Below are 23,199 nucleotides of genomic sequence, written 5' to 3'. Positions count from 1 at the left end.
AGGAAAATTTTCAATTGTCATTTACAAATCCCGTCAAAATGAAGTATCCAAGCGGTGAAGCTGCATCTCGCCGCAACACCAATCTAATACTAGACAAAGGTTCCAACCTTCCGCTTTGTCTCACTACACCCACCCCAGCAGGAGTAGACACCTGTTCATTAATTACAAGTTTGCTTGCATTACCCTGCAAAAAATTATCAATTGTCACCTTGTTGTTTCTAATGACATTCGAGAGTGCAGCTTCAGCTTCCGACCTATTTATAAATGTTGACGCAATAGGTATGTTCGGCTCGGCCGCTAGCCTAGCTCTGAGTTGAGCCTCCGACCTATCTACATGTCTCGCAATAGCATGCCCACCTCGAGACTCGTGAGCCTCTAAGCCCCCACCTGGAACAATTTCGCTATAAGGCCCCTCAGCAGAAATGTCTCCTGGACAGTTACAACTCAACCCCAACGGATCCACCCACCCCGTCGGATTCGGCACGTACCGGTACTGGTTCAACCCACCCGCCAGCTTCACCGGATCCGGCGTCAGGTACCGTCCAACGTCCGGGTCGTAATACCGATGCCGGTTGTAATGCAACCCGCTTTCCGCATCGAAATACTGCCCCTGAAAGCGCAGCGGCTGGTCGAGGTAGTCCTCGGTCGCCAGTTCCAGCGAGGTGACCTTGCCGTAGGCGCTGTATTTGGCTGACCAGACGATCTCGCCGCTGTAATCGGTCAGTTCCTGCGGGGTGCCGAGGTGGTCGAGCTGGTAGTAGAACGGGCAGGCGCGTTTCGGGCCTTGGCCGTCGAGCATCGCCAGCGGGCGAAAGGTGCCGGGTTCGTAGATGAAGCTGCGGTGTTGGGTCGGGCTGCTTTCGGCGATCAGGTGGTCGCCTTGCCAGAAGAATTCGGTGGTCTGGCCGTCGACGGTCTTGCGGATGCGCCGTCCGAAGGCGTCGTATTGGTAGGTGGCGCTGGTGCCGTCGGGACGAGTGAGGCCGATCAGGCGGTGCTGGCTGTCGTAGCGGTATGCAGTGACGAGTTGTTGGGCGCGGCCGCGGCGTTCGCGGATCAGGTTGCCGAAGGCGTCGTAGTCGTAGTGGCGGTCGCCCTGCATCAGCAGGCGGTTGCCTTTGATGCTGGTCGGGCCGGGCCGATCTTGCAGCAGCAGGTTGCCGGCCGGGTCGTGGGCGAAGTTTTCCGGCAGATCGTCGCGGGTGTGGCGCACGCGGATCAGCCGGTCGAGGGCGTCGTACTGGTAGCTGCGCTGGCCGTGGCGGGTGTCGGCGATGTGTTCGAGGTTGCCGTTGGCGCTGTAGGCAAAGTCGCGGCGGTACACCGCACTGCGCTGATGGCCTACGGCGTGGGACAGCAACCGTCCTTGTTCGTCGTAGGCATATTCGCTGAGCAGCAAACCTTGCTGGCGCTGCTGTTCGCGACCGTTCAGGTAGACGTGGCGGGTGAGCAAGGCGCCATTAAGGTCGATCGCGGTCAGCGCGCCGCCCTTGGCGTAGTGGTAGTCGAGCTTGCTGTTGTCCGGCAGACGCAGGCGGGTCAGTTGGCCGCAGGCGTCGTAGGTGTAACGCAGCGTGCCCCAGCCCTGATGCTCGCGCACCAGTCGGTCCTGCAGGTCGTATTCGAAGGCCAGTGGGTGATCCTGGCCGTCATCCACACCGACCAAACGGCCCAAACGGTCATAGCGATAGCTGACCTCAACCCCGTCCGGCAGGGTCTTGCGCAGCAGGCGTCCGGCAGCATCACGTTGGTAGCCGGTGACCAGCGTCGAGCCGTCATCACCGTACTCGGTCTTCTCCAGCAGATGACCGTTGCGGTCGTAGGCATACGCGGTACGTCGACCATCAAAACCGGTTTCCTGTCGGATCAATCCGGTGGGCGTGTAGTCCAGAAGGTACTTTTCCCCGGACTCGTTCTCGATCTCCGTGAGCAACAGCTGCGCATGGTCGTAGCGGTATTGCAGCCGCGTGCCGTCGGGGTTGATCCGCCGGCTGACCAGGTGCAGGTCGTCGTCATACTCGTAGCGGGTGATGCGCCCCAACTCATCGCGTTCGGCGGTGATCTGGCCGTAGGCGCTGTAGGACCAGGCGCGGGTGGCGCCATTCGGCGAGGTGGTCTGGATCAGCCGGCCAACGGCATCCCACACATGGCGGGTGATCGCGGCATGTTCGTCCTGCGCAGTGATCCGTCGCCCCAAGGCATCGTAGGAAAACTTCCGAACCCCGCCGTCGGGCAGGCTTTCCTCGACCAGTTGCCCGAGGTCGTTCCACACGAACACATGCCGGCCACTGTCCGGATAACGGATCGACAGCAACCGCCCCTGCGGGTCGTAGTGGTAATGGGTGACATGGCCGTCGGGATCGACCGCCTCGGTGACGTCGCCCTGGGCATTGCGCCGGTAGGTCCACTCCGCGTCGCCCCGGCTACGGCGGTGCAGGAAACCGTTGCGGTACTCGTAGGACGTCGGCGTATCGTCCGGCGGAATCAGCGCGATCAGCCGTCCGGCGTCGTCATAGCGGTACTCGGTGACCGCCCCCAGCGCATCCTGCTCGGCGACCAGTCGGCCCTGCGCGTCGTAGGCCTTGAGCTGCTCACCCCCGTCAGCCGCGACCTGACGCACCAGCCGCGCCGTGTCGTCGTGGACGTAAACCTCTTCACGACCATCGACGTAGCGCACCGTGACGCTGCCGGCGTCATCCCAGACGTAACGCGTGTCCATCTGCGAAAACGACGCCCAGTGCCGCACGCAACGTGCCGCCTTGCCGGAACGCTCCCACTCCCAGTAAAAGCTCGCGCCGCCCGTCAACTGCCGCTGCAGGATGACGTGGGCATCGTCGTAGTCGTAACGCTCGCTCTCGCCGACGGCGTTGGTCGCTTCGATCAACCGATGACGGGCATCAAAGCGGTAGCTGACCAGCGTCTGCTCGGTGCGCCAGGCAGCCTCAGAAAAAACCTGATAATCGACCGCGACCAGATGCGCCCGCTCGTAACGCAACAGCAGCGAGCGACCAGCCCCGTTGTCGAGGCGCTCAACCCGATCCAGACGATCACGCGCAATACGCAGCCGGTTGCCATACGCATCGCTGACAACCGTCAGACGCCCGCCCCGAAAGTGATAAAACCGCGCCGCCTCACCCGCCAGCGCAACGATCAGTTCCTCCGGCTCATCCCCGAGAAAGATCGCCGCCCGCGACAAACTATTGTGAATCGCCGGCCGCTCGACACTCGGCAACGGAAACCGCGTGCGCCGGTTCTCATGGTCAACCCAGACCACGCCATCGCCCTCGACCTCCAGCCGATGCGCCAGCGAATGACTCCAGCCAAACCCCAACCCGACATCGATCTCGACTGCGCTGGTGCGATACAACCGGCTGAACTCGAACGGCAACAATCCATCAAGCACACCGTCAGTCAGGGTCAGCAGCTCTTCGCCGGTGACCATCGACACCGGACAGCCGTTGGTGCAGGTCCGGGGTACACAGTCGGCGCTGTCGCCGTTGGGGTTCTTCGCCTGATCAGGCTTGTCGTCGTGATGCTCATCTTTTTTCAGGGAAGCGTTGCGTTTGGCATCCCAGCGCAATTGCATGCGGCCCTTGTTCACCCCGGCGGCGATACCCCGTGCGGCAACGGATTTGTATTGGTTCACGTAGCCGATGAAGGTGCTGACGATGCCGAACATCGCCTTCATCAGACGCGTCACCGCCGACAACAACTGAGCGCCACGATCCACCAGGCGCAAGGTCAGATACGCAATCCCCGCCCCGGCACCAACGAAGGTCAGCACAACGCCGATCAACACATCGATCAGCAGTTGCACCACCACCATCGAGACGGCCTCGGCGGTTTTCCCCGCGAGTTCGCCAGGCGGCAGCATCTCGAGCCACAGACTGGCCGTGCGCAGCAACAGACACAGCGCCGCTTCGTCACTGACGAGAAGCTGGAGCTGCTCCATTTTCTCCGGCATCGACTGCGCGAAATCGGCCAACGCCGTCGCGCTGTCTCCCAGCCGGCCTGCAAACTGAAGAGGATCCTGGAGAATCTCCGACAGCAACCCGATGCTGTCCCATACCCCCTGGATCGCCGCCCAGCTCCCGGTCAGCAGGCCATTACCCGCCGCCGTCGCCACTGACTGCGACCACTGCGGCTTGAAGCCCTGCCACTCACTGCGCAGCCAGCTATCCAGCTGTTGGGTCAGGCCATCGTAAGACTCGAAAAGCTCATCAACCTGTTGCTCGCTGGCGCCGCCGTGCACCACCACCCGATAGAACTTGCCCGGCTCACCGGTGAACAAACCCTTGCCCTGAGCATCGAGTGTGACGGACTTGACCTCGCCGCTATCCACCGCCACCACATCGACAGCGATGTCGCCCAATGGAATGTCGTACACCGACTCGAACTTGCTCTCGATCTCCATCCGCCCTGTTTCCGGGCATTGCACGACGGCCGAAGAGAAACGTTTGTCGTCAATGGCGACCGCCGTGCTGTGTTCGCCGAAACGGATGATCCGCTCCATCCCCATCAGCGACGGCAGATCGGCTGCATGGCTGATGCTGTCTGCCGAGCGACTCAACCAGTGCCTGAGTTGTTCGCGATAGAGATCGAGGGTGCGGGGAAAGCTGTCGAGCTCCTGCTCGATGCGGGTGATGGCTTCCATCAACGCATTCCCATGCGCATGACGAAATGAAAAACCGGGTCGAACATGGGCGTTCCCTCGCGCAGAAATCAGGCGAGGGACTTTGCGGGGGATCAAACAGAAAAGAAGTCAGGCGAGTAGGCGAAAGATGTAGGAGAAGTCTGTAACTGATCTTTATCGAACAGCAGACGCAAAAACGGGGCGGGAGGTTTCCCTCACGCCCCGCTCACGGAACAGATGACTTGTTTACGAAGAAAAGTCCCGGCCGGCCAGCTCTTTCAATTTGAGTTCGGCCAACGGATGCCCGGCCTTCGCGGCCATGGTCCACCAGCGAGCGGCTTCCGAAGGGTCCGGAGCCTTGCTCGGTGTACCGGCAAGACTGATGACACCGACTTGATACGCGGCCTTGCCATCCCCGGCCAGCGCCGCCAGCCGCAGCAACCGGACACCCTCCTCACGCGCCCCCAGGCCAACACCGCGAAACGTCAGGATGTGCCCGTAGAAGCTCTGCGCGCCGACATCGCCCAGGTTGGCCATTCGCGCAAATTGCCCTTCGAGCCAACGCCAGCCTCGGGGCTGACGGACAAACCATGCCCAGTGAAACAGCCTGCGGGCCAGCCAGTAACTTGCCCGCGCCTTGAGTCGTAAAAACACTCAGGCCTCCGCCGATTCCGGGTACTCGTACTCAAAGACCCGCACCACTTCCGAGGCATGCCATGAGGCGGCGGCAACACCATCGGACGGGCCGGAAAATCGCCCCAGACGCTCGACACACTCAAAGAAACCGGTGCGTGGCAGGCGACTGGCGCCCTGGCTGATCACCAGCGAACTGCGCAACGGTTGTTCGGCTTTCGCGTCCAGCGCAGCCAGATGCTCCAGTGCAGCGGTCAGGGTCTGCATCGCCGGCGTCGGCAGTTGCAGACGTTCGAGCAAGGCTCGATAAGTCAGAAGATGGCGCTGCCTGCGCGCCTGGTCCAGCTCCCCCAGCAATCCGTCCCAATGTTGACGACTGATGCGTACGCTCACGATTGTTCCCTCCACCCTGGCACCGTCAATTCCCAGGCCAGGCTGCGGCGAATCGCAGCGTCGGGCAGACGCTCACCGCTTTCGATCATGGCCAGGTAAGACGGGCTGATGCCTACCGTGCGGGCGAGCGCCTCGATGGCGATGCCCTTCCCTTCGCGCAAACTGCGTAATTGATCCAGACCTGGAAGAATCGGGTCCGGTGTGGCCGCAAGCGGCGCTGGAGCCGGTTGCGACGGTGCTTCGTTAATGCCTGCTGCTTTCAGTAGAGCCTGATACTGAGCCCATGGCAGAACCGCATATTCGGGTTCGCCATCGCGTGCAATTATCTGAATATCCATGACTACCCCGTAGGACAACAACACTTAGCGAGTCGGCACTTTTCCCTAGAAGTGTAATCCTAACAGCGGCCAAGGTCGTGGGGGGTATCTATCTGTATAAGAGGCTGTCGCGATTCAGGACTTTTTCGGGCCCTGAAGCTGAAGCTGTTCGGGTGTATCGGGCAGTCGCTCGACAACTCTTAGCTTTTCCGGCGCCTGCCGTTGGCGCCACAAACGGAACGCACTGAGCTCGTCGTCGAGGGTTTTCATGACCCAGGCAAGGACGGCGATGTCATCGAGCATGCCGAAAACGGGAATGAAATCCGGGATCGCATCCACCGGACTGAGGAAGTACATCAGGCCCGCAACGACCGAAATCATGGCCTTGGGACTGATCGCGCGATACTCGCCACGCCAGTACGCCAAGCACAGCGCCTGGAGCAATCGAAGGTCATCCTTCAGCTTGCCGAGACGATTGCCCTGGGCGGCGCCTTTGCTGGCCACGGCAAACAACAGTGTCGGCAAGCGGCCACGAGCCAGGAGTCGTCCGGCCAATGGCAGGAACCGGGCGAAATTCCATGGAGCTTTCATCTATTTCTCCCGTTGAAATGTTATCCACACAAATTGTGGATAACCTTGTGAACAGAGCTGCATTTCAACGCTGAGAGCCCCGGTTCATAAGGGCTGCGCTCAGATCGGGCGTTTTTTACTCACATAAAAAACCCCAATATTTCATTGACTTGGCGGCTCAGGGCGTCTAGCGCGGGCAGCCACAAAGTCTAGGACTGTCGTGGCGCCTGTCGGTTCGCTCTGTTTACGCCGGGCGTCGACCAGATGCAACAACGCCCCGCATTAGCGAGGCGTTGTTGTCGAAACCGGGGCCAATTACTTGGCGGCGGCGTCTTCCTTGGCTGGATCCTTGATGGCCAGCAGTTCCAGGTCGAAAACCAGAACCGAGTTGGCCGGGATCGCCGGGCTTGGCGATTGGGCGCCGTAAGCCAGGTCGCTAGGGATGTACAGCTTGTACTTCTCGCCAACGTGCATCAGTTGCAGACCTTCGACCCAACCCGGGATCACACCGCTGACCGGCAGATCGATCGGGCTGCCGCGCTCGACGGAGCTGTCGAATACGGTACCGTTGATCAGCTTGCCAGTGTAGTGAACGGTCACTACGTCGGTAGGCTTGGGCTGTGGGCCGTCGGCTTTCTGGACCACTTCGTACTGCAGACCGGAAGCGGTGGTGGTCACGGTGGATTTCTTGCCGTTTTCTTCGAGGAATTTCTTGCCGGCAGCTGCCGACTCTTCGCTCATCTTGGCCATGCGCTCTTCGGCACGCTTTTGCAGTGCAGCGAAGGCTTCGACCAGATCTTCATCTTTCAGCTTCTGTTCTTTCTTGCCGACGGCATCTTCGATGCCCTGGGCTACCGCTTTGGAGTCCAGATCATCCATGCCTTCCTGAGCAAGGCTCTTGCCCATGTTCAGGCCGATACCGTAGGAAGCTTTTTGCGCCGGGGTTTTCAGCTCTACGCTGGTCTGCGAATCACAACCCGCGAGGACCAGGCTAACCAGGGCAACCGCCGCCGCCAACCGATGCTGTTTCATGCTATTTCCTTGTTCATGCGCCGAAAGGGCAATCGAGTAAAGCCGCGAGCTTATCAGGCCGCCACGACCAATGGCTACCGGCATGAGAGCAGGAATCTTCCGATAAGTTCAGGGATTAAAAAGCATTTGGGCAAAGCCATGATGAAGCTTCTGTCATCTTGCCCTGACAGTGACCGATGCCCCTTCCCACAACACTTGGCGTAATGGCCACTTGCCGCACACGACTCGGCTCAGGCATAACTGCGCAACAACTCGACAAGGATGTTCATCTTGCGCCTCTTATTCCGTGTACTGATGCTGATCGTGGTACTGCTGGGACTGGTCCTGACGGTGGTTCTCTACTATGTCGCCAGTCCGAAAATGCCCTTCCCCGCGCCTGCAAAACAGGTGCACTACCTGAACCAGTGGACTGAGCAAGAGCGCCAGACCTATTACTTCACGCCGCAAGGCACCCAGGTCAAAGGGCTGCGTTATGAGTGGTTCCAGGCTCTGGAACTGCCGTTCTCGCAGCAACGTTTCGCGTCCCCGGAATACCTCGCACGCTTCGGTTTTCTGGTCGATCCGCAGCAAAAAGCCACGCCGAACAACCCGGGGAATCTGCCGGTGGGTTTCACCCGACATCAGAATCCGGGCAGCGCTGAGCAATATCTGGACATCACCTGCGCCGCCTGCCACACCGGTGAACTGCATCTCAATGGCCAGGCCGTGCGCATCGACGGCGGCTCGGCGCAGCACGTGTTGCCCTCCAGCGTTCCTACATTGCGCGGAGGCAGTTTCGGACAGGCCCTGGTCGCCAGTCTGGCTTCCACTTACTACAACCCATGGAAATTCGAGCGGTTCGCCCGCACCGTTCTCGGCAAAGAATACGACGCGCGCCACGAACAACTGCGCAAAGACTTCAAAGGATCGCTGAATACATTCCTCAAAGTGGCGTGGAACGACACCCATCGCGGCCTCTATCCCACCGAGGAAGGTCCTGGCCGCACCGATGCATTCGGACGAATCGCCAACGCGACCTTCGGCGACGCGATTTCCCCGAGCAATTACCGCGTGGCCAACGCTCCCGTGGATTACCCGCAACTGTGGGACATGTGGACCTTTGACTGGGTGCAATGGAACGGCTCGGCGCAGCAACCGATGGCGCGCAACATTGGCGAGGCTCTGGGGGTTGGCGCGACCCTGAATTTCTTCGACGCCAACGGCCAGCCGCTGCAGGGTGATGAACGTTACGCATCGAGCGTGCGCGTGCGCGATCTGCACAAGATCGAAGAAACCCTGCAAAAACTTCAGCCACCCGCCTGGCCAGAAGAACTGTTTGGCAAAGTCGACAAACCACTGGCGGCCAGGGGGCGAGCCCTGTTTGCCGAAAACTGTGCGGGTTGCCACGTCCCACGGGTGACGCAGGAAGGCGAACGCTGGATCCAGCATCTGCACATGCTGCCGGTGGATGTCATCGGAACCGATCCGAACGCGGCCAACAACATCGCCAACCACCGTTTCGACCTGACGGCGCTGCAATGGAATCCGGCGGAACTGGAGAAAATGGACGTGAAACTGCATCCCACGCCCAAAGAACCGCTCGATCTCAGCCAGTTATCCGTGGCCAAGGGCCTGGCTTACGTGACGGCATTCGTTGAAAACCGCGCTTATCGTGAAGCGGGCGTCACACCGGAGGAAAAACCAGAACTCGACGGCTTCGGTCTGCCTATCGGCGTGCGCGAGAAGGTCGCCTACAAGGCTCGTCCGCTCGCTGGCGTGTGGGCCACGCCGCCGTTCCTGCACAACGGCTCGGTGCCGAGCCTGTATCAACTGCTGTCGCCGCAGGATGAACGCGCCACCACGTTCTACAAAGGCACTCTGGAATACGACCCTCGGCATCTGGGATATCGCACCGAAGCCTTTACCAACGCTTTCCTGTTCGACACACGCATCACCGGCAACCACAACAGCGGCCATGAATTCCGCGCCGGCGAGCGTGGTAACGGGGTCATCGGGCGGTTGCTGCAGCCTGAGGAGCGCTGGGCGCTGCTGGAATATCTGAAAGTGCTGGGCGGCCCGCTGGAGGCGCAATTGCCATGATCTTCAATTCGTTCAAGAAGCCATCGATGCTGGCACGTTTCTGGTTGTGGCTGGGGCGGTTGCTGGGCAAAACCCTGCTGTTTCTGCTGGTGATCGGCCTGATCGGCTGGGCTTTGGCCACTGCCTGGTTTGCCTGGCAGCACCGGGGACCGGTATCGGCACTGGAGCAGATTCCAGATGGCGAAGCGTCCATGACGCAGGACGTGATCCAGACCGCTGTGCGAATTGTCGACCAGCACCGGGAAAGCACGCGTTTTCTGCGCGACGCCCATGCCAAGGCCCACGGTTGTGTGAAGGCGGACGTGCAAGTATTGCCGGAGCTGGCTCAGGATCTGCGGCGCGGTGTGTTCAACGAGCCGGGCAAGATTTGGCAGGCGACGATGCGTCTGTCCAACGGCAATGCCTACCCACAGTTCGACAGTATCCGCGATGCCCGGGGCATGGCGATCAAATTGCTCGATGTGCCGGGCAAACAGTTGCTGGGTGACCGCCAGGGCTTGCACGAGCAGGATTTCGTGATGTTCAGCCATCCGAATTTCTTTGTCAGCGATGTCGCTGAATATCGTCAGAATGTGGCGGCGCAGGCTGACGGCAAAAAGGTCATGGCATTCTTTCCGGGCTGGGACCCACGAAACTGGCAGATCAGGCATTTGTTCATTGCGTTGGCAACGCTTTCTCCACCGCCAGAGAGCCCGACGCGTACGACCTACTTTTCTGTATCGCCCTACAAGTTCGGCGAGGCCAATGCGAAGTTCCGGGTAATGCCGGATCCGGACAACTGCCCGACCTACACGCTGCCGAAGCAAAACCAGGATCTGCCGAATTTCCTGCGCAGTGCGCTGAATCAGCAACTGTCCACGGATCGGGTGCCCGCGTGTTTTGTGTTGCAGATCCAGCGTCAGGACGCGAACAAGTACATGCCGATCGAAGACACCAGCATCGAGTGGCGCGAACAGGACAGTTCGTTCCAGACCGTAGCCAGAATCACCCTGCCCCCGCAGGACTTCGACACCCCGGCGCTAAACCTGCAATGCGACAACCTGTCGTTCAATCCATGGTTCGGAATCGAGGCCCATCGCCCGATTGGCGGGATCAATCGCCTGCGCAAGGCGGTGTATGAAGCGGTGAGTGATTACCGGCATAGCCGCAACGCCAGCCAGTAACAAACCGCAAAAACGAAAAAAGCGACCCGCAGGTCGCTTTTTTCATGCCCGGACGAGCAAAAAGCCAATCGCCAGACAGCAAAAAGCCCGCACTGGGCGGGCTTTCCGTGGTGACCTGGCGTTCAGTGTTCCAGGTTACCGAATATGGCGCAGCGGACGGGACTCGAACCCGCGACCCCCGGCGTGACAGGCCGGTATTCTAACCGACTGAACTACCGCTGCGCGAAACGCTTGAAACGAATGGTGGGTGATGACGGGATCGAACCGCCGACATTCTGCTTGTAAGGCAGACGCTCTCCCAGCTGAGCTAATCACCCTTCGCTTCGTTACGGGACGCATTATGCCACAAGTTTTCGTAAAGTGTTGATTTAATTGAAGTTTTTTTCAAATAAATCCGAAAACCGGTGAAACGACACATTCCGCATGTACAACTCGAGGCAGAAAAAAACCCGCCTTGGCGGGTTCTTCCGTGGTGACCTGGCGTTCAGTGTTCCAGGTTACCGAATATGGCGCAGCGGACGGGACTCGAACCCGCGACCCCCGGCGTGACAGGCCGGTATTCTAACCGACTGAACTACCGCTGCGCTAAACACTTGAAACGAATGGTGGGTGATGACGGGATCGAACCGCCGACATTCTGCTTGTAAGGCAGACGCTCTCCCAGCTGAGCTAATCACCCTTCGCTTCGGTGTGGCGCGCATTCTACGGAGCGACCCAACCTCTGGCAAGCACTTTTTTAAATAATTTTCTCAGGCCTTCCAAAGGCTTAGAGAAGGGTTGGCCTATGACCCGGCGAAGACAATAATGCCCCCCTTTGTATAAAGGAGAGACTCACCCCATGTGGTTCAAGAACCTGCTTATCTATCGCCTGACCCAAGACCTGCCTGTCGATGCCGAGGCGCTGGAAACTGCACTGGCCACCAAACTGGCGCGTCCATGTGCAAGCCAGGAGTTGACCACCTACGGTTTCGTCGCGCCGTTCGGCAAGGGCGAAGATGCCCCACTGGTGCACGTCAGCGGTGATTTCCTGCTGATCTCCGCCCGTAAAGAAGAACGCATTCTGCCGGGCAGCGTCGTGCGTGACGCGGTGAAGGAGAAAGTCGAAGAGATCGAAGCCGAGCAGATGCGCAAGGTCTATAAGAAGGAACGCGATCAGATCAAGGATGAAATCATCCAGGCGTTCCTGCCGCGCGCCTTTATTCGTCGCTCGTCGACTTTCGCTGCCATCGCGCCGAAACAGGGCCTGATCCTGGTCAACTCGGCCAGCCCGAAACGCGCCGAAGACCTGCTCTCCACCCTGCGTGAAGTGATCGGCAGCCTGCCGGTTCGCCCGCTGACCGTGAAAACCGCGCCGACCGCCGTGATGACCGAATGGGTCACCACCCAGCAAGCCGCTCCGGACTTCTTCGTGCTGGACGAGTGCGAACTGCGAGACACCCACGAAGATGGCGGCATCGTGCGCTGCAAACGTCAGGACCTGACCAGCGAAGAAATCCAGCTGCACCTGAGCACCGGCAAAGTGGTGACTCAACTGTCGCTGGCCTGGCAGGACAAACTGTCGTTCATGCTCGACGACAAGATGACCGTCAAACGCCTGAAGTTCGAAGATCTGTTGCAGGATCAGGCGGAACAGGACGGCGGCGACGAGGCCCTCGGCCAACTGGACGCCAGCTTCACCCTGATGATGCTGACGTTCGGCGACTTCCTGCCGGCGCTGGTTGAAGCACTGGGTGGTGAAGAGACGCCGCAGGGGATTTAAAGTCGGCTGATGTAAAACTGTGGGAGCGAGCCTGCTCGCGATGAGGTCGGTACATTCAACATTTTTGTCGACTGTAACGCCGTCATCGCGAGCAGGCTCGCTCCCACATTGGTTTCCGGGGTTCTATCAATAATAAGGAACAGGCCATGCGCGCACTGGCTGCACTGAGTCGTTTTGTCGGCAATACCTTCGCTTACTGGGTTCTGATTTTCGCCGTGGTCGCCTTTCTGCAACCGGCGTGGTTCCTTAACCTGAAAGGCGCAATCGTGCCGCTGCTCGGGCTGGTGATGTTCGGCATGGGCCTGACCCTCAAACTCGACGACTTCGCCGCCGTCGCCCGCCATCCATGGCGCGTGGCACTGGGCGTGGTTGCCCATTTCGTGATCATGCCGGGGATGGCGTGGTTGCTTTGTCAGATCTTTCACCTGCCGCCGGAAATCGCCGTCGGGGTGATTCTGGTCGGTTGCTGTCCGAGTGGCACGTCCTCGAACGTCATGACCTGGCTGGCCCGGGGCGATCTGGCGCTGTCGGTAGCCATCGCAGCCGTCACCACCCTCCTCGCCCCACTGCTGACGCCGGCTCTAATCTGGCTGCTAGCCTCGGCCTGGTTGCCGGTTTCGTTCATGGAATTGTTCTGGTCGATTCTGCAAGTGGTGCTGCTGCCGATCATCCTGGGCGTGGTGGCGCAACGTGTACTCGGTGAAAAGGTCCGACATGCGGTGGAAGTGTTGCCGTTGGTATCGGTGGTCAGCATCGTGATCATCGTCGCCGCCGTGGTGGCTGCCAGTCAGGCGAAAATCGCCGAATCCGGCCTGCTGATCATGGCCGTGGTGATGCTGCACAACAGCTTCGGCTACTTGCTGGGTTATTTCACTGGACGCCTGTTCGGCTTGCCGCTGGCCCAGCGCAAATCGCTGGCGCTGGAGGTCGGGATGCAGAACTCGGGGCTGGGTGCTGCGTTGGCCAGTGCGCACTTTTCGCCATTGGCGGCGGTCCCGAGTGCGCTGTTCAGTGTGTGGCACAACATTTCCGGGGCGCTGCTTTCGACGTATTTCCGCCGGATGAGCGAGAAGGAAGATCGTGAGGCTTTGGCTCGGCAGACTGCCGACTGACTGATCCCCATTGATCCCCGGCGCACATTTTTAGGTAGTATGTGCGCCACGCGGGGACGACCCTGCGGCTCAATCGAGTTTTCAATCAGGGGACGGCCCCGTCAATCGATGGAGGTCTTTCATGTCCTGGATCATTCTGTTTTTCGCCGGCCTGTTCGAAGTCGGCTGGGCCGTCGGCCTGAAATACACCGATGGCTTCAGCCGTCCACTTCCGACCGTTCTCACCGTCGCAGCCATGGCAGTCAGCCTTGGCCTGCTGGGCCTGGCGATGAAGGAACTGCCGCTGGGCACGGCTTATGCGATCTGGACTGGCGTCGGTGCCGTGGGCACGGTGATTGCCGGGATCATTCTGTTTGGCGAGTCGATGGCATTGATTCGGCTGGCCAGCGTTGCACTGATCATCACCGGTTTGATCGGGCTCAAGGTCAGCGCCTGAGCCGTTGCCGCCATCCTTCGGGGATGGCGGCTTTCTAAACTACTACCTGACAGTCCCGCGCAACTCCCCGACCAACGCTTGCAACTCCGCAGGTTGCGCCGCTTCAACGGCGACCGGCGAACCCGCCACCAGCGTCACCCGCGACCACAAGCGGTGAAACAGCCCTTTATTGGGATCGCGACTGAAGAAACTCCCCCACAACCCTTGCAACGCCAGCGGAATTACCGGCACCGGTGTCTCTTCGAGAATCCGCGTCAGCCCACCCTTGAACTCGTTGATCTCGCCATCGGCGGTCAACTTGCCTTCCGGGAAGATGCAGACAAGCTCACCGTCCTTCAGATACTGGGCAATCCGGGTGAAGGCCTTTTCGTAGATCTGGATGTCTTCCTGGCGTCCGGCGATAGGAATGGTCCCCGCCGTGCGGAAGATAAAGTTCAGCACCGCCAGGTTGTAGATCTTGTAGTACATGACAAAGCGAATCGGCCGACGCACCGCGCCGCCAATCAGCAAGGCATCGACGAAGGATACGTGGTTGCACACCAGCAACGCCGCGCCCTCATCGGGAATCGCTTCAAGGTTGCGATGCTCGACGCGGTACATGGAATGGCTGAGCAGCCAGATCATGAAGCGCATGCTGAACTCGGGGACGATCTTGAAGATGTAGGCGTTGACGCCGATGTTCAGTAGCGACACCACCAGGAACAACTGCGGAATCGACAGTTTGACCACGCTCAGCAACACGATGGAGACGATGGCCGAAATCACCATGAACAGTGCGTTGAGAATGTTGTTGGCGGCGATCACTCGCGCCCGCTCGTTCTCGGCGGTGCGCGACTGGATCAGCGCATACAGCGGCACGATGTAGAAACCGCCAAAGATGCCAAGGCCGAGGATGTCGACCAGTACCGCCCAGGCGTGACCGAAGCCCAGCACTTCAGTCCAGCTGTGGCCAACGGCACTCTCCGGAATTCCACCGGAATGCCACCACAACAGCAGCCCGAAAACCGTCAGGCCGAACGAGCCGAACGGCACCAGACCGATCTCGACCTTGCGCCCGGAAAGCTTCTCGCAAAGCATCGAACCGAGGGCGATGCCGACCGAAAACACCGTGAGAATCAGGGTCACCACGGTTTCGTCGCCGTGCATCCATTCCTTGGCATAAGCCGGGATCTGTGTCAGATAAATCGCCCCGACAAACCAGAACCACGAGTTGCCGACAATCGAGCGCGACACCGCGGGCGTCTGGCCCAGACCGAGTTTCAGCGTGGCCCAGGACTGGCTGAAAATATTCCAGTTCAGGCGCATTTCCGGCGAGGCGGCCGCCGCCCGGGGAATGCTGCGGCTGGCGAGGTAACCGAGTGCGGCGATGCCGACAATCGCGGTCGACACCAGCGGCGCATAGTGCGACGAGGACATGATGACCCCGGCGCCGATTGTGCCGGCGAGGATCGCGAGGAACGTGCCCATCTCCACCAGACCGTTGCCGCCGACCAGCTCATCCTCGTGCAAGGCCTGCGGCAGGATCGAGTACTTCACCGGCCCGAACAGCGCCGAGTGCGTACCCATGGCGAACAGCGCCACCAGCATCAGCGACAGGTGATCGAACAGGAAACCGACGGAACCCACGGCCATGATGGCGATTTCCGCCAGTTTGATCAGACGGATCAGCGCATCTTTGGCGAACTTTTCGCCGAACTGTCCGGCCAGCGCCGAAAACAGGAAGAACGGCAGAATAAACAGCAGCGCACACAGGTTGACCCAGATCGAGCGGTCACCTTCGATGGTCAGCCGATAGAGAATGGCGAGGATCAGCGATTGCTTGAACACGTTGTCGTTGAACGCGCCCAGCGACTGGGTGATGAAGAACGGCAGGAAGCGCCGGGTACGCAGCAGGTTGAACTGTGAGGGGTGACTCATCTTCCGTGTGTCCCTGATGTTGGGTAACGAGTGGCCTGGATACGTTTATTGGAATGTCGATCCGCGATCCAGGCCACACCTTACCTAAACTTTTCAGGTTATTTCTTCAAACCTGCAATGCACGGTGAAACAAACAGCTCGCCGCGCCAGGCACCTTGCAATGTGCGCTTGCCGACGATCAGCCACATCACCGCCAGCAACGTCACCAGCACACAACCGGCCACGCTGAAGAAAGTCAGGTTCAGCGTGCTGCCGAGTTTCAGGGTCGCCAGCGAATACACGCCCAACGGGAAGGTAAAACCCCACCAGCCAAGGTTGAACGGGATGCCGTCGCGCAGGTAGCGCACGGTGATCAGCAGCGCCATCAACATCCACCACAGCCCAAAACCCCAGAGCGTGATCCCGGCCACCAGGCCCAGGCCCGAAGCGATTTCACCGATCCCCGGCAGGCCGTTGGCCGCGAAGATCGCTGGCGCATCGCCGCCCAGCAACAACATGCCCAGGGCACCGGTGCCGATCGGCCCCAATGCGAGCCAGCTCGACGCCGCCATGTTTTCGTGGGGCAGTTTGTGCAGGGCCATGCGCAACAGCAGGATGGTCAGAATGCTGAACGCCACCGGCAGGGAAAACGCCCAGAGCACGTAGCTGGTCGTCAGCACTACCAGTTGCGAGTGCGCGTCGGCGAGATGCGGCGCGAGCAGTCCGCCGCTGGCTGCCGCCACTTCTGCCGCCACCACCGGCAACAGCCAGACGGCGGTCATCTGATCGATGCTGTGTTCCTGACGGGTAAACATCATGTAGGGAATCAGCACACCGCAGGCCAGCGACATCGCCACGTCCAGCCACCACAGCACTTCAGCCAGATGAATGACGCCCTCGCCCCAGCGCGGCAAGCCGAACAGCAGAAAACCGTTGATGATGGTCGCCAGGCCCATGGGAATGGTGCCGAAAAACATCGAAACCGTGGAGTGGCCGAAGATCCGCCGCGCTTCATCAAAAAACAGAATCCAGCGCGCGGCGTAGGCAGCGGTAAACAGCACAAACAACAGAATGTTGAACATCCACAGCCCTTCGGCCACGGCGTGCAGTCCCGGGATGGCGACGGGCAGTTGCGCCAGCGCCAACGCCAGCACACCGGTTCCCATGGTCGCGGCGAACCAGTTCGGTGTGAATTGGCGGATGACTTCACGGGGATGCTGAAGCTGACTGAAAGGCTTGATACCGGGTTTGGCACTGTTGGGGCAAATCATCATGAACTCCTGTCCTCAGGTGAGGTTGAGTCCATGGTAGAACCGAATCGAATATCTATATAACGGGTAATTTCTCTAACTGTTATCTATTTTGCAGATATAGGCCTAAACGCTGCCCTCAGTCTCGATTACCAGAATCCGCGCGGCGCCTTGCGGGTGGGCAACATGCTCGGTGCCGACGGACGCGTAGAAGATGTCACCGACATCGAGCTGCACCTGCTTTTCTTCACCCTCTTCGCGGTAGTGCATGAGCACCTGACCGTCGAGCACCACGAACACTTCCTCGCCGTCGTTGACGTGCCATTTGTACGGCTGATCGGTCCAGTGCAGGCGCGTGGTGATGCCGTTCATGTTGGCGATGTCGAGCGCACCCCAGGCACGCTCGGCGGTGAAGGACTTGCTGCGGATAATCTTCATGAGTCGGTCCGTGAGAAGAGTTGGCTGGCCAAGGCTAACCGAATACGCGGGCTTATGGCGCGTTGCAGGTCTTGACCGCTTGCGGGCGGAAACTCATCAACAGCGCACCGACCGCCAGTACGATCAGTACCGCGCCATACACATCGGTAGTCGCAAGCAAGCCAAGGCTGTGAGTGAAGTGCCCGGCCAGCAACGCCGGCAGACAGAACGCCAGGTAACTCAGTACATAGAATGCCGACATCAAACCTGCGCGCTCATGGGGCAACGCCAGCGGCACCAGACTGCGCACCGCCCCCAGAAACCCGGAGCCGAATCCACACCCGGCGACCAGCGTACCGAAGAAGAACAACGACAGACTGGCGCTGTGCACGCCCAGCAGCATCAACACGATGCCGGCCGGCAGCAGGCTTGCGCCGAGTTGCAGGGCTCTGGAGGCTGGGCGATTACGCAAGGTGAAAATCATCAATGCACCGGTCACGGTCAACGCCGCAACGGTCGCGCCGCCGATCAGATTGGAAGTAGAACCGGTCGCAGTGCGTACCAGCGACGGAGCAAGCGAGGCATAAAAACCGCCGAGCGCCCAGGTCGCGGTGTTCAGCGGCAACACGCGCCAGAGTGTGGAGCGAGCCTGAACCGGCACATGCAGGGTCGGCCGCAGCGAGGCCCACGCTCCGGCTTGCGGCGAGACACTTTCCGGCAAGCGCCAGACATAAATGCCCTGCAACACAAACAGCACGAGCAGCAGCCAATAGGTCAGTTGCAGTGGTGCAGGCGCGAATTCCACCAGCAAACCGCAGCCCATCGAACCTAGCGCCATACCAAGCAGCGGCGCCACGCTGTTGATCAGCGGCCCTTGTTGACGGTCAGTGTCCAGCAACGTCGCGCTCAACACGGCGGTAGCCATGCCGGTGGCAAATCCCTGCAGCACTCGCGCGCCGATCAGCCAGCCGACACTGTCGGCATAAATGAACAGCAACATCGCCAAAGCGTTCAGGACAACCGCGGTGAAAATCACCGGTTTGCGTCCCAGGTGATCCGACAGCGAGCCGACCGTCAGCAACGCGGCCAGCAGACTCAGCGCGTAAACGCCGAAAATCAGGGTCAGCACCGCTGCCGAGAAATGCAGGTGGTCCTGATACAGGTGATACAACGGCGTCGGCGCGGTGGATGCGGCGAGAAAACTGAGTAAGGTGATCGCCAGAAACCACAGGCTGGAACGGTGGGAAGCAAGGCTGGTCATGGGCACACTCCGCAAAAGCTAATTTTTTGCTTTTGCGGAGTGTGCGCCCGACTTGCGCTTAAAGCAAATTCTTTGTGTTAAGGTCTGGCACATGCCTATTAAAGAAAGTAGCCGTCCCGGCGGCCGAAGCGCCCGGGTACAGGAATCGATTCACGGCGCGGTGCGCGCACTCCTCGAAGAACAGGAGCGCTCCAGTGTGACCGTCCCGCAGATTGCCGCGCGGGCCGGGGTCACGCCCTCGACCATTTACCGGCGCTGGGGCGATCTGGCGGCGCTGCTCGCCGATGTCGCCCTCGCCCGCCTGCGTCCTGAAAGCGATCCACTGGAAACCGGCAGCCTGCGCGGCGATATCCGTGCCTGGGCCGAGCAGTATCTGGACGAAATGAGTTCCGAGCCGGGGCGCAATGTCATGCGTGACGTGCAGGCCAGCGCCACACCGGGATTCTGCATCGCGATCATTGCCGATCAGTTGCAAACCATCGTCGATCGCTTCCCGGACCAGGCGCCACCGAGCGTGGATCACCTGATCAACCTGGTGGTTTCGCCGACGGTGTTCCGCATTCTGTTTGCCGTGGCGCCGCTGGAAGTCGAAGAACTGCACCGGCTGATCGACATCGCGCTGCGTCAAGACTGACAGCGCAGAACCGCCCGGTTCTGCGCCTGCGACACCCCGCCACGCCACGACCTTGGTCGACACTGACTAACCGCCGCGCACATGCGAGACTGTCTGGCCGGGCGCGAGTCCGGTCGTATTTTGTCGGGAGTGCTCCATGTCGTTGTCCACCGGGCTGATCGCCGCCGTCGCCCTGGCCTATATGGCCATCATGTTCGCCATCGCCTTCTACGGCGACCGTCGCAGCGCGCCGTTGCCGCCGCGGATGCGTGCCTGGGTGTACAGCCTGTCGCTGGCGGTCTATTGCACCAGCTGGACGTTCTTCGGTGCAGTCGGTCAGGCCGCCGAACAACTGTGGTCATTCCTGCCGATTTACCTCGGGCCGATCCTGCTGTTGCTGGGCGCGCCGTGGGTCCTGCAAAAAATGGTGATGATCAGCAAGCAGGAGAACATCACCTCCATTGCCGACTTCATCGCCGCCCGCTACGGCAAATCCCAATCGTTGGCAGTGGTGGTTGCGCTGATCTGTCTGGTCGGCGTTCTGCCTTATATAGCCTTGCAACTCAAAGGCATTGTCCTCGGCGTGAACCTGTTGATCGGCGCCGGCGCCGATGCCATGGGCACCCGCGCCCAGGACACGGCGCTGATCGTATCGTTGGTGCTGGCGCTGTTCACCATCGTTTTCGGCACGCGCAACCTCGACGCCACCGAGCACCACCGGGGCATGGTGCTGGCGATTGCGTTCGAGTCGCTGGTGAAGCTGTTCGCCTTCCTCGCCGTCGGCGCCTTCGTCACCTATGGCCTGTATGACGGCTTCGACGACCTGTTCAATCAGGCGATGCTCGCCCCGCGCCTGGAGGAATACTGGAAAGAAACCATCAACTGGCCGTCGATGGTGGTGCAGACCGGTGTGGCAATGATGGCGATCATCTGCCTGCCCCGGCAGTTCCACGTCACCGTGGTGGAAAACATCGACCCGCAGGATCTGCGCCTGGCCAAGTGGGTGTTTCCGACTTATCTGGCCTTGGCCGCGCTGTTCGTAGTCCCGATCGCGCTGGCCGGTCAGATGATGCTGCCCAGCTCCGTCCTCCCGGATTCTTTCGTCATCAGCCTGCCGCTGGCCCAGGCCCACCCGGCGCTGGCGATGCTGGCGTTCATTGGCGGCGCATCGGCGGCCACCGGCATGGTGATCGTGGCAAGTGTGGCGCTGTCGACCATGGTCTCCAACGACATGCTGTTGCCGTGGCTGTTGCGGCGCAACAATGCCGAGCGACCGTTCGAAGTGTTCCGGCAGTGGATGCTTTCGGTACGCCGGGTCAGCATCGTGGTCATTCTGTTGCTGGCTTACGTCAGCTATCGTCTGCTCGGCTCCACCGCAAGCCTGGCAACCATCGGCCAGATCGCCTTCGCCGCTGTGACCCAATTGGCGCCGGCCATGCTCGGCGCGCTGTACTGGAAACAGGCCAACCGCCGTGGTGTGTTCGCCGGTCTCGCCGCCGGCACGTTCCTGTGGTTCTACACTTTGATCCTGCCGATTGCGGCCCGCAGCCTCGGCGTGCCGCTGGAGACATTCCCGGGACTTGCCTGGCTGCACAGCAACCCGCTGAACCTGCCGATCACCCCGCTGACCCAAGGCGTGGTGCTGTCGCTGGCGGGCAACTTCACCCTGTTCGCTTGGGTCTCGGTACTGTCGCGGACCCGGGTTTCGGAACACTGGCAGGCCGGGCGCTTCATCGGTCAGGAAATCAGCGCCCGGCCGAGCGCACGCTCGATGCTGGCGGTGCAGATCGACGACTTGCTGCAACTGGCGGCACGGTTTGTCGGTGAAGAGCGTGCGCGGCAGAGCTTCATCCGCTTCGCCTACCGTCAGGGCAAAGGCTTCAACCCGAACCAGAACGCCGACGGTGAATGGATCGCCCACACCGAACGCTTGCTGGCCGGTGTCCTCGGCGCGTCCTCGACGCGAGCTGTAGTAAAAGCCGCCATCGAAGGTCGGGAAATGCAGTTGGAGGACGTCGTCCGGATCGCCGACGAAGCCTCGGAAGTGCTGCAGTTCAACCGCGCGCTGCTGCAAGGCGCCATCGAAAACATCACCCAGGGCATCAGCGTGGTCGACCAGTCGCTGAAACTGGTGGCCTGGAACCGGCGTTATCTGGAGCTGTTCAATTACCCGGACGGCTTGATCAGCGTCGGCCGGCCGATTGCCGACATCATTCGCTACAACGCCGAACGCGGTTTGTGCGGCCCCGGCGAAGCGGAAGTCCACGTCGCCCGACGTCTGCACTGGATGCGTCAGGGCCGCGCCCACACCTCCGAGCGATTGTTCCCCAATGGCCGGGTGATCGAGCTGATCGGCAACCCGATGCCCGGTGGCGGTTTCGTCATGAGTTTCACCGACATCACCGCGTTCCGCGAAGCCGAACAGGCACTGACCGAGGCCAACGAAGGGCTGGAGCAACGGGTCAGCGAACGGACTCAGGAACTGTCGCAACTCAACGTCGCGCTGACGGAAGCCAAGGGCAATGCCGAGGCAGCCAACCAGTCGAAAACCCGCTTCCTCGCGGCGGTCAGCCACGACTTGATGCAACCCTTGAACGCCGCGCGGCTGTTCTCCGCCGCCCTCTCCCATCAGGACGATGGCTTGAGCGGCGAGGCGCAGAAACTGGTGCAACATCTGGACAGTTCGCTGCGTTCGGCCGAAGACCTGATCAGCGACCTGCTGGACATTTCCCGCCTGGAAAACGGCAAGATCAACCCGGATCGCAAGCCGTTCGCGGTCAATGAGCTGTTCGACACCCTCGGTGCCGAGTTCAAGGTTCTGGCGCAGGAACAGGGCTTGAGCTTCCGGGTGCGCGGCAGTCACTTGCGCATCGACAGCGACATAAAGCTGCTGCGGCGGATCCTGCAGAACTTTCTGACCAATGCCTTCCGCTACGCCAAAGGCCCGGTGTTGCTGGGCGTGCGTCGGCGACAGGGCGAGGTTTGCCTTGAGGTCTGGGATCGCGGGCCGGGGATTCCGGAAGACAAGCAGCAAGTGATTTTCGAAGAGTTCAAACGCCTCGACAGCCACCAGACCCGCGCCGAGAAAGGCCTGGGCCTGGGCCTGGCGATCGCCGACGGCTTGTGCCGGGTGCTCGGGCACACCTTGCGCGTACGTTCATGGCCGGGGCGCGGCAGCGTGTTCAGTGTGCGAGTGCCGCTGGCGCGGACGCAGACTGCACAGCCGAGCGCGGCGGTCGAACTCAACGGCAAGCTGCACAGCGGCGCGCAGGTGCTGTGCATCGACAACGAAGACAGCATTCTGATCGGCATGAACAGCCTGCTCACGCGTTGGGGTTGTCAGGTGTGGACGGCGCGCAACCGCGAGGAGTGCGCAGCGTTGCTGAGCGATGGCGTACGGCCGCAACTGGCGCTGGTGGACTTCCACCTCGACCACGGCGAGACCGGCACCGATCTGATGGCCTGGTTGCGTACAAGCCTGGGTGAACCGGTGCCCGGCGTGGTGATCAGCGCCGACGGGCATCCGGAAACCGTGGCGCAGGTGCATGCAGCGGGGCTGGATTACCTGGCCAAACCGGTGAAACCGGCTGCGTTGCGGGCGTTGTTGAGTCGCTATTTGCCGCTCTAGAAGAGCG

The 23,199-nt window shown here is 60.6% G+C and carries 17 protein-coding genes and 4 tRNA genes; 7 read left to right on the top strand and 14 right to left on the bottom strand.

Annotation, left to right across the window (positions count from 1 at the left end; genetic code table 11):
- Positions 1-10: 10 nt before the first annotated feature.
- From DLD99_RS09200 to bamJ, 6 genes are all read right to left on the bottom strand, one after another.
- A complete protein-coding gene (locus DLD99_RS09200; RefSeq protein WP_114881975.1) occupies positions 11-4,654 on the bottom strand; it encodes an RHS repeat protein in 4,644 nt (1,547 codons plus the stop codon).
- A gap of 225 nt (positions 4,655-4,879) precedes the next feature.
- A complete protein-coding gene (locus DLD99_RS09195) occupies positions 4,880-5,287 on the bottom strand; it encodes an SEL1-like repeat protein (RefSeq protein WP_114881974.1) in 408 nt (135 codons plus the stop codon).
- On the bottom strand, positions 5,288-5,659 hold the full coding sequence (locus DLD99_RS09190; RefSeq protein WP_003223109.1) for a hypothetical protein: 372 nt from the start codon (positions 5,657-5,659) through the stop codon (positions 5,288-5,290).
- Complete coding sequence (locus DLD99_RS09185; RefSeq protein WP_007950435.1) at positions 5,656-5,997, bottom strand: helix-turn-helix domain-containing protein; 342 nt, start codon at positions 5,995-5,997, stop codon at positions 5,656-5,658. The genes DLD99_RS09190 and DLD99_RS09185 overlap by 4 nt, the downstream gene beginning before the upstream one ends.
- Positions 5,998-6,111: 114 nt before the next feature.
- Entirely contained in the window at positions 6,112-6,567 is a 456-nt protein-coding gene (locus tag DLD99_RS09180) for a YkvA family protein (protein ID WP_114881973.1), read from the bottom strand.
- Positions 6,568-6,861: 294 nt separating this feature from the next.
- Positions 6,862-7,578 (bottom strand): BamJ family beta-barrel-assembly machinery protein, encoded by a 717-nt coding sequence (gene bamJ, locus DLD99_RS09175; protein ID WP_114881972.1) that lies wholly within the window; start codon positions 7,576-7,578, stop codon positions 6,862-6,864.
- A 270-nt stretch (positions 7,579-7,848) separates the two neighbouring features.
- On the opposite strand from bamJ, the gene DLD99_RS09170 reads away from it, so the two are divergent.
- Positions 7,849-9,657 (top strand): di-heme-cytochrome C peroxidase, encoded by a 1,809-nt coding sequence (locus tag DLD99_RS09170; RefSeq protein ID WP_114886630.1) that lies wholly within the window; start codon positions 7,849-7,851, stop codon positions 9,655-9,657.
- A 26-nt stretch (positions 9,658-9,683) separates the two neighbouring features.
- The gene (locus tag DLD99_RS09165; protein WP_114886628.1) at positions 9,684-10,820 is read left to right on the top strand and encodes a catalase family protein; all 1,137 of its coding nucleotides are present in this window, start codon (positions 9,684-9,686) and stop codon (positions 10,818-10,820) included.
- A gap of 145 nt (positions 10,821-10,965) precedes the next feature.
- On the opposite strand, the gene DLD99_RS09160 is transcribed toward DLD99_RS09165, so the two are convergent.
- From DLD99_RS09160 to DLD99_RS09145, 4 genes are all read right to left on the bottom strand, one after another.
- Positions 10,966-11,042: transfer RNA gene (locus DLD99_RS09160), tRNA-Asp, on the bottom strand.
- A 19-nt stretch (positions 11,043-11,061) separates the two neighbouring features.
- Positions 11,062-11,137, bottom strand: a tRNA-Val gene (locus DLD99_RS09155).
- A 190-nt stretch (positions 11,138-11,327) separates the two neighbouring features.
- A tRNA-Asp gene (locus DLD99_RS09150) sits at positions 11,328-11,404 on the bottom strand.
- Between the two features lie 19 nt (positions 11,405-11,423).
- A tRNA-Val gene (locus tag DLD99_RS09145) sits at positions 11,424-11,499 on the bottom strand.
- 159 nt (positions 11,500-11,658) lie between these two features.
- Here DLD99_RS09145 and rdgC point away from each other — a divergent pair.
- From rdgC to sugE, 3 genes are all read left to right on the top strand, one after another.
- Entirely contained in the window at positions 11,659-12,579 is a 921-nt protein-coding gene (gene rdgC / locus DLD99_RS09140) for a recombination-associated protein RdgC (protein WP_114881971.1), read from the top strand.
- A gap of 146 nt (positions 12,580-12,725) precedes the next feature.
- The gene (locus DLD99_RS09135; RefSeq protein WP_114881970.1) at positions 12,726-13,691 is read left to right on the top strand and encodes a bile acid:sodium symporter family protein; all 966 of its coding nucleotides are present in this window, start codon (positions 12,726-12,728) and stop codon (positions 13,689-13,691) included.
- A gap of 121 nt (positions 13,692-13,812) precedes the next feature.
- Positions 13,813-14,127: a quaternary ammonium compound efflux SMR transporter SugE gene (gene sugE, locus DLD99_RS09130; protein ID WP_085732315.1), complete on the top strand. Its 315-nt coding sequence runs from the start codon at positions 13,813-13,815 to the stop codon at positions 14,125-14,127.
- A gap of 42 nt (positions 14,128-14,169) precedes the next feature.
- On the opposite strand, the gene DLD99_RS09125 is transcribed toward sugE, so the two are convergent.
- The 4 genes from DLD99_RS09125 to DLD99_RS09110 form a co-directional block, all read right to left on the bottom strand.
- Positions 14,170-16,044, bottom strand: coding sequence for an MFS transporter (locus tag DLD99_RS09125; protein WP_114881969.1), 1,875 nt, complete (start codon positions 16,042-16,044; stop codon positions 14,170-14,172).
- Between the two features lie 98 nt (positions 16,045-16,142).
- Complete coding sequence (locus DLD99_RS09120) at positions 16,143-17,294, bottom strand: TDT family transporter (protein WP_114881968.1); 1,152 nt, start codon at positions 17,292-17,294, stop codon at positions 16,143-16,145.
- Positions 17,295-17,399: 105 nt separating this feature from the next.
- Positions 17,400-17,711, bottom strand: a complete 312-nt coding sequence (locus DLD99_RS09115; protein ID WP_085710604.1) for a cupin domain-containing protein — start codon at positions 17,709-17,711, stop codon at positions 17,400-17,402.
- Between the two features lie 52 nt (positions 17,712-17,763).
- Positions 17,764-18,951 (bottom strand): MFS transporter, encoded by a 1,188-nt coding sequence (locus tag DLD99_RS09110; RefSeq protein WP_114881967.1) that lies wholly within the window; start codon positions 18,949-18,951, stop codon positions 17,764-17,766.
- Between the two features lie 91 nt (positions 18,952-19,042).
- On the opposite strand from DLD99_RS09110, the gene DLD99_RS09105 reads away from it, so the two are divergent.
- Together DLD99_RS09105 and DLD99_RS09100 are read left to right on the top strand one after the other, a co-directional pair.
- Positions 19,043-19,585: a TetR/AcrR family transcriptional regulator gene (locus DLD99_RS09105; protein WP_114881966.1), complete on the top strand. Its 543-nt coding sequence runs from the start codon at positions 19,043-19,045 to the stop codon at positions 19,583-19,585.
- A 136-nt stretch (positions 19,586-19,721) separates the two neighbouring features.
- Positions 19,722-23,192 carry a hybrid sensor histidine kinase/response regulator gene (locus tag DLD99_RS09100; RefSeq protein WP_114881965.1) on the top strand — a complete coding sequence of 1,157 codons (3,471 nt, stop codon included), beginning with the start codon at positions 19,722-19,724 and terminating at the stop codon, positions 23,190-23,192.
- Positions 23,193-23,199: the final 7 nt, after the last annotated feature.

This window comes from Pseudomonas kribbensis (genome assembly GCF_003352185.1).
In the GTDB taxonomy this organism is placed as follows: domain Bacteria; phylum Pseudomonadota; class Gammaproteobacteria; order Pseudomonadales; family Pseudomonadaceae; genus Aquipseudomonas; species Aquipseudomonas kribbensis.
Note: the sequence above shows the minus strand (reverse complement) of the source record. Positions and strands in the feature narration are given on the sequence as shown.